This window comes from Enterococcus sp. 3H8_DIV0648, assembly GCF_002140655.1.
In the GTDB taxonomy this organism is placed as follows: domain Bacteria; phylum Bacillota; class Bacilli; order Lactobacillales; family Enterococcaceae; genus Enterococcus_A; species Enterococcus_A hulanensis.
Window position 1 is genome coordinate 483,215 of sequence record NZ_NGLG01000001.1, and the last position, 6,370, is coordinate 489,584.

The window sequence follows — 6,370 nt, forward strand, 5'->3', positions numbered from 1 at the left end:
GGAGGAATGTGATGGGTAAGCGAGTGTTTAAAGGAGGAATTGATCTTCATCAGGATTCTGCTCTTCATTTGAGAGGTATCAATAATTATAAAAATGTGGAAAGTATTCATCCTAAAAAGGTTTATATTCCAGTTCAGCAGCATATCGGGGAGGTTGCTGAGGTAATTGTGACTGTAGGTGAAGAGGTTTTTTTAGGGCAACCTATTGCAAAAATAGGTGATAGATTGGGAGCGAATGTTCACGCAAGTATTTCTGGAAAGATTATTGCAATAGAGGAAATTGATCAAGGACAAGGTGAAAAAATGACTTGTGTAGTCATTGAAAATGATTTCCGTGAGCAGCCTCGTGAAGTACACCATGAAACAATTGATGAACTGACACCGGAAATAATTGTCGAACGAGTAGAAGCTGCTGGAGTAGTAGGGTTAGGCGGTGCGACATTTCCTAGTCATGTAAAATTAAATCCTAAAGAAAAGATTCATACGTGCATTTTTAATGGTGCAGAATGTGAACCACTATTGATGGCTGATGCGGCATTAATGGTCACTCAAGGTGAAAAGTTAATCAGGGGTTGTGAGTTGGTTCTAAAAGCAGTAGAAGCAAAAGAAGGAATTATTGCCATTGAAGATGATAAACAAGAAGCAATTGATGCCATGCGGAATTTATGTCAAGATAGCCTAAATATTTCAGTGATTGAGGTTCCTTCAGTCTATCCTCAAGGAAGTACCGAGATGCTTTTCAAAACAATTACTGGGAAAGAAGCTCCTGCTACAGGATCAACAAGAGATTTGGGCTATTTGATTATTAACGTAGCGACGACAGTGGCAGTTTTTGAAGCAATTGATCCAGGAATTCCTTTGAGTCATCGAATCTGTTCAGTTGTTGGAGATGTTAAAACGCAAAAGAATGTTTATTTTCCGATTGGAACTTCTATTGAGGATATGATTGATTTTTGTAATGGTTTTGATGGAAAACCATCGAAAATTATTACAGGTGGTTTTATGATGGGAAAAACTGTGGATACTATGGCAGCCTCTTTGACGAAATCTGCAAATGGTCTAATCGTCATTAACGAGACACATGACCAAGATAGTACACCTAGTCCATGTATCATGTGTGCACGCTGTGTAGAAGTTTGTCCGATTGGCCTTTTGCCTCATCAACTTGAGAAAAATTATTTGAAGGAAAATTGGAAACGACTAGAAAAACTATATGTGGATAGTTGTATTAATTGTGGCTGCTGTACGTATATTTGTCCTGCTCGGCGTCATTTAGCTGAACATATTGTTGCTGGACAGCAAATGATTAAAGAGAGGCAGGGGTAGTGTTATGGATGAAAAACGTTCTTTTGAGACAGTCCGAAGCGAAGATTATCCCATGATGGAAGCTTCACCTCATTTGTTGTTCCATGAAAAAACGGATCGAATTATGCAATTGGTATTATTGGCACTGCTACCTAGTGTGCTAGTTTCGATTATTTTCTTTGGTATTCGTTCGCTGCTACTATATATTATCGCAGTAGGCACCTGTTTATTTTGTGAATTTCTATGGTTTAAGCTTCGTAAAAATACGATTCCTAAAGATTTTTCGGCAGCTGTGACAGGAGTATTATTAGCGATGAGCTTGCCGGCAAGTGTCCCTTTGTGGTATCCCGCTTTAGGCGGAGCAATCGGAATTATTGTAGGAAAGGAATTGTTTGGTGGAATTGGTCGGAATTTGTTGAATCCAGCTTTAACAGGTCGAGCTGTTTTAAGATTGATTTTTGTCAAAGAAATGTCGACCAATGTACAACCGCATCCTTTCTTTTCAACTAACGGATTAGATGTCGTGTCTTCAGCGACCCCTTTAATGAAAGTAGAGGCAGGGGAATCACTAAACTCAAGTCAAATAGTAGATAGTTTGACTGGCATGATCGCTGGAAAAAATGGTGAAACAATGGCTATACTTTTATTTTTCGGTGGTTTGTTTTTACTATATAAAAAAGTAATTACATGGCATATTCCATTTTGTATGCTCGGAACAATTGCTGTAATAGCTTTATTATTAGGAAAAGGTGATCCTACGATTGTTTTTGCTCATGTTTTTGGCGGAGCTACGATGTTAGGCGCATTTTTTATGGCAACCGATTATAGCACATCGCCTACAACACCAAGAGGTGAAATTATTTATGGGATTTGCTGCGGATTATTATTAATGGCTTGGCGGGAATTTAGCTCGATGCCTGAGGGGATGACGTTCATTTTGTTAATTATGAACTGTTTCGTTCCGCTGATAGATCATCTTATTATACCAAGAGTCTATGGAGTAGAAAACTAGCAATTATTTTCTGTAAAAAAGTGGACGTCCTTTCATTCTAGTGATAAAGTGGTAAAGATATTGGTAGTTACCAGTTTGTTTAATAGAATTTTTTTGAAAATCAAGTAACGGAAGATTTTCAATTTTTATGATAGAGAGGATTGTTTTATTTGCTTTACGTAGCTAGACACGGAGAGACCGAGTGGAATAGGAAAGGAATTATTTCGGGGAGAAGCGACATTGCTTTATCGCAGGTGGGATATGAGCAGGCAGCTATTTTATCAGAGGAAGCAGCTAAGCTTGAATCACCCATAACCGGAATCATTCACTCGCCGTTGGTAAGGGCAAGAGAAACGGCAAGAATTGTAGCTGAAAATAATGATTTGCCAATGAACATGGATTCCCGTTTGATTGAATTAGATTATGGTGATTACGATGGAACAAGCGATGAACAAGAAGGATATTTGAAAATTCGGACGCAATTTGCAGTACGTTATCCGAATGGTGAATCGTTGATGGATGTTTATGCTCGAATAGTACCGTTGTTGGAAGAGTTGGAGCAAGCTGAAGATCAGACCTATCTATTAGTTTGTCATAATTCAGTGATACGTGCGATCAAAAATTATTTTGAGCCGTTGGAAAATGAAAAGGTCTTTGACTATCGAACACCAAATGCAAAATTGATTGCATTTGAATGGAAAAAAGCAGTTTCGAATATCAAGAGTGCATAAAAATATCGACTCCCAGAAGTTAGATTTTTGGTCTAACTTTCGGGGGTCGATAGACTTTGTCCGGTTTTTTATATTGTTGCATGCATCGCATGAATTGTTTGAATCGTGCGCTGCCATTTTTCTTGTTCCACATCTGAAAGACTGAGAGGAAATTGTTCAGTGATACCTTGTTGTGAAACCTTCGCAGGAGAGCCCACGTAGCAGCTTTCAGAGAGGTGATAATGACTAACAGGCACCACGAGATGATTATTATTTAAAATAGCTTCAGCGATGCGTGCGGCTTGAATTGCGATACCATAAGAAGTATAACCTTTGCCTCTGAATGTGACCCAGCCGCCATCACGAGCAGCTTCATCTAAAGCGGTAAGCTGTTCTTTGGTCAAAGTATCAGTGATTGGGACACCCCCGATTCGAACACTTGACCATGCCACAAATTGGCTTTCACCATGTTCACCGATTACATACCCATCAATAGCTGAAGGATGGACATTTAGACTGCGACTAACAGCATGTTTCATTCGACCGGTATCTAACGAGGTTCCAGTTCCAAAGACACGTTCACGCGGAAAACCTGTAAGTTCTTGCAGATATTGAGTAATTACATCACAAGGATTGGTAATATTCAATATAATCCCCTTAAATCCAGATTCCGTGATTTTTGGTGCCCATTCTTCAACAATCGTTTTAGTTAAATTCAATTCTGCAAAACGATCAGGGTTTCCTTCAAAAATTGAAATATCACCTGCAGCAAAAATAATTACATCAGTGTCTTTCAACTCTGTCAAATTAGGTTCGATCAAACGAACTTGATGGGTTTGTTCCATTTGCCCATCCATCAGATCATTCAGTTCTGCTTTAAGTATATTTTCCTTTGAGTCAAAGAGTACTAACTCATCAACTATATTTTTTGAAATCAAAGTGTAAGCTGTCGTGCTTCCAACATGGCCCACACCAATAATTGCGATTTTTCTCAATTACAACACGCCTCTCGTAAAATTTCTTATTTTTAAAAGAATGCCCCTAACATGAGAAAAAGTCAATAGATTAATTAGTAAATGATTAATTTGAAGCTTTATCTTTCAAAATTTGATAAACACGTTGGCAATCAGCCGAAGTTCCTCTCAATTCATAATCTGCTAAGAAAGGAAAACCAAATACTTCACTATATTGCTTTGCTGTTAAGCAATATTGGTAGTTGAAGTTTTTGTTCCCACTGCCGACAACGCCCAAACACTTCTTGTAATTATCTTCATATTCCAGATACTCACGCATAGCCTCCGTTAAAATTTCGGTATCGCCATTATCTACACCGTTGCCGCCTTCCAAATAGGTAGGGACAAAGGTGAAGAAGGGAGCAGATTCTATATCAAAAGGGCTGTTTTCAGAAATTTCTTTGGCTGTAATCAAAGGATTTGTCGAATCCAGTTCATGCTGTTCTTCAGCATGAGCCTCGAGACGCTTTACAAATGCTTTTGTGTTTCCTGAGATTGATATATATAAAATATTCATGACTTTTTTCCTCCTAGAATAATAATAGTAGTTCAATCTATCTCGAAAATTATAACACGAAAAAGGATTGATGAACGAGTGTAAACGGTTGCAAAAAATCGTAAAATATGGTATAAATATAGGTGTAAGGGGTAGGTCCCTAGTGTTGTTAAATCGTACAACGGAAGTGAGCGGAAGCAGTGTTCATTTCAAAGTGAATGCCGAAAAGGCAGAAAGGAAGTAGGGATTTGAAGTCTCCTTACCAAGTTATTCTAATCTAGCGGGGAAGAGAAATGTAGACAGTAGAACCATTTCTCCACTTAATGGTGAGGCTTAAACGGAATTCAAGCACAAAAGACGTTTAAGACCTAGAAAAGGGTGTAAATATTCCAGAAATCTGGAATGAAGAAAAAACACTTAGCCATTAGACCTGCTAGATTATTTTTTTGCCTAAAAAAGCCAGCTGATCAGCTGGCTTTTTCGACGTCTATTTGTTGTAATAGCGGATATCCCCACTAATTTTATTGATTGCATAATTAGTTGGATCTGAGAAAGTATGGGTTTCCCCATCAGTTGGCATTTTTTTGTTGAACATCACTTCGTATTCTTCAATCGACAATTGTTGTCGTCCAGCAAGCAATACTTGATTTCCTTCAATAGTTAAATAGTTTTTGTAATCATCCATCAAGGTCATAGAGAAAAATTCGCTGACTGCACCAGAACCGTAACTGAACAAACCGATACGATCACCAGCAGCCAAATCCCCGTTATCTAATAATGACATCAAACCAAGATATAAAGAGCCAGTATATAGATTACCAACTTGTCGACTATAAACAACAGCTTCATCATAGCGGGCTTCCAGTCGTTGCTGTTCAGTTTCTGTCATTTCTGGGAAGATTGCTCGTAACGCTTTGCGTCCCATTTTGGTATAAGGCAGATGGAAAGTCAAGGCAGCGTAGTCAGTGCTGTCAGTTTGATTGACCTTCTTATTTTGTTCCCAGATACGGGTGAAAGAGTCAATATAGACTTGATTTGACATATGGCCATCCACCAATGGATAGTCATGTCCCGCTGGGCGCCAGAAATCATAGACGTCTTCAGAATAAAAGACACTGTCGTTATTAAAGGATAGTAGGTGAGGGTTGCTAGTTATTAACATAGCAACAGCACCACACCCTTGCGTTGGTTCCCCGCCAGTGCTTAATCCATATTTTGCGATGTCGGCTGTGATAACTAAAACCTTACGATCTGGGTGTAATGTAACGTAGTCATTGGCTTGTTGCAAAGCGGCAGTACCGCCATAGCAAGCATGTTTTATTTCAAATGAACGAGCAAAGGGTTGAATATCTAATAGTCCATGAATAATTACCGACGCAGATTTTGAAAAGTCGGTACTAGATTCTGTTCCGACGATTACCATGTCAATGTCCTTTTTGTCTTCATCTGTAAGAATTTTTGCAGCAGCACTTGCTCCTAAAGTAACGATGTCTTGTGTCTCAGGAATAATTGCCATCTGATCTTGTCCAAGACCAATGTGAAATTTGTTGGGGTCAGTCTCACGTGCATGTGCCAAGTCCGTCATATCAAGATAATAATTTGGTACGTGGAAACTGATTTTGTCAATCCCTATATTCATATTGCTCCTCCTATTTCTTATTGATGAAATCTTTTCACAAAAAATGATTCCACCACGTATATCTTTCTACTGTATTACTAAAGTAATAAGCAGAGCAGACATCCTTTTCTTCCAAAGGTAAATATATCATCTGTCTCTTATACACATCTAGATGTGTATAAGAGACAGGTATGATCATATGCAACGAAGTGTTAAAGGTTTTGACAGAAGCTGATAT

At 38.5% G+C, this 6,370-nt stretch carries 6 protein-coding genes; 3 read left to right on the plus strand and 3 right to left on the minus strand.

Annotated features, from left to right (window positions below; all coding sequences use genetic code 11):
- Positions 1–11 precede the first annotated feature (11 nt).
- The 3 genes from rsxC to A5875_RS02200 all read left to right on the plus strand — a co-directional run bounded on the left by rsxC (position 12) and on the right by A5875_RS02200 (position 3,026).
- A complete protein-coding gene (gene rsxC / locus A5875_RS02190) occupies positions 12–1,325 on the plus strand; it encodes an electron transport complex subunit RsxC (protein WP_088932094.1) in 1,314 nt (437 codons plus the stop codon).
- A 4-nt stretch (positions 1,326–1,329) separates the two neighbouring features.
- Entirely contained in the window at positions 1,330–2,316 is a 987-nt protein-coding gene (locus A5875_RS02195) for an RnfABCDGE type electron transport complex subunit D (protein WP_088932095.1), read from the plus strand.
- A gap of 149 nt (positions 2,317–2,465) precedes the next feature.
- Positions 2,466–3,026 carry a histidine phosphatase family protein gene (locus A5875_RS02200; protein WP_088932096.1) on the plus strand — a complete coding sequence of 187 codons (561 nt, stop codon included), beginning with the start codon at positions 2,466–2,468 and terminating at the stop codon, positions 3,024–3,026.
- 68 nt (positions 3,027–3,094) lie between these two features.
- Here A5875_RS02200 and A5875_RS02205 read toward each other — a convergent pair whose 3' ends face one another.
- From A5875_RS02205 to A5875_RS02215, 3 genes are all read right to left on the minus strand, one after another.
- On the minus strand, positions 3,095–4,000 hold the full coding sequence (locus A5875_RS02205) for a lactate/malate family dehydrogenase (RefSeq protein WP_088932097.1): 906 nt from the start codon (positions 3,998–4,000) through the stop codon (positions 3,095–3,097).
- 85 nt (positions 4,001–4,085) lie between these two features.
- Entirely contained in the window at positions 4,086–4,535 is a 450-nt protein-coding gene (nrdI, locus tag A5875_RS02210) for a class Ib ribonucleoside-diphosphate reductase assembly flavoprotein NrdI (protein WP_088932098.1), read from the minus strand.
- Between the two features lie 466 nt (positions 4,536–5,001).
- Positions 5,002–6,153, minus strand: a complete 1,152-nt coding sequence (locus tag A5875_RS02215) for a hydroxymethylglutaryl-CoA synthase (protein WP_088932099.1) — start codon at positions 6,151–6,153, stop codon at positions 5,002–5,004.
- Positions 6,154–6,370: the final 217 nt, after the last annotated feature.

Bases quoted from the DNA above. Each gene is read 5' to 3' on its own strand.
- A5875_RS02215 (WP_088932099.1), bottom strand. From the start codon at position 6,153: ATGAATATAGGGATTGACAAAATCAGTTTCCACGTACCAAATTATTAT.
- A5875_RS02195 (WP_088932095.1), top strand. From the start codon at position 1,330: ATGGATGAAAAACGTTCTTTTGAGACAGTCCGAAGCGAAGATTATCCC.
- nrdI (WP_088932098.1), bottom strand. From the start codon at position 4,535: ATGAATATTTTATATATATCAATCTCAGGAAACACAAAAGCATTTGTA.
- rsxC (WP_088932094.1), top strand. From the start codon at position 12: ATGGGTAAGCGAGTGTTTAAAGGAGGAATTGATCTTCATCAGGATTCT.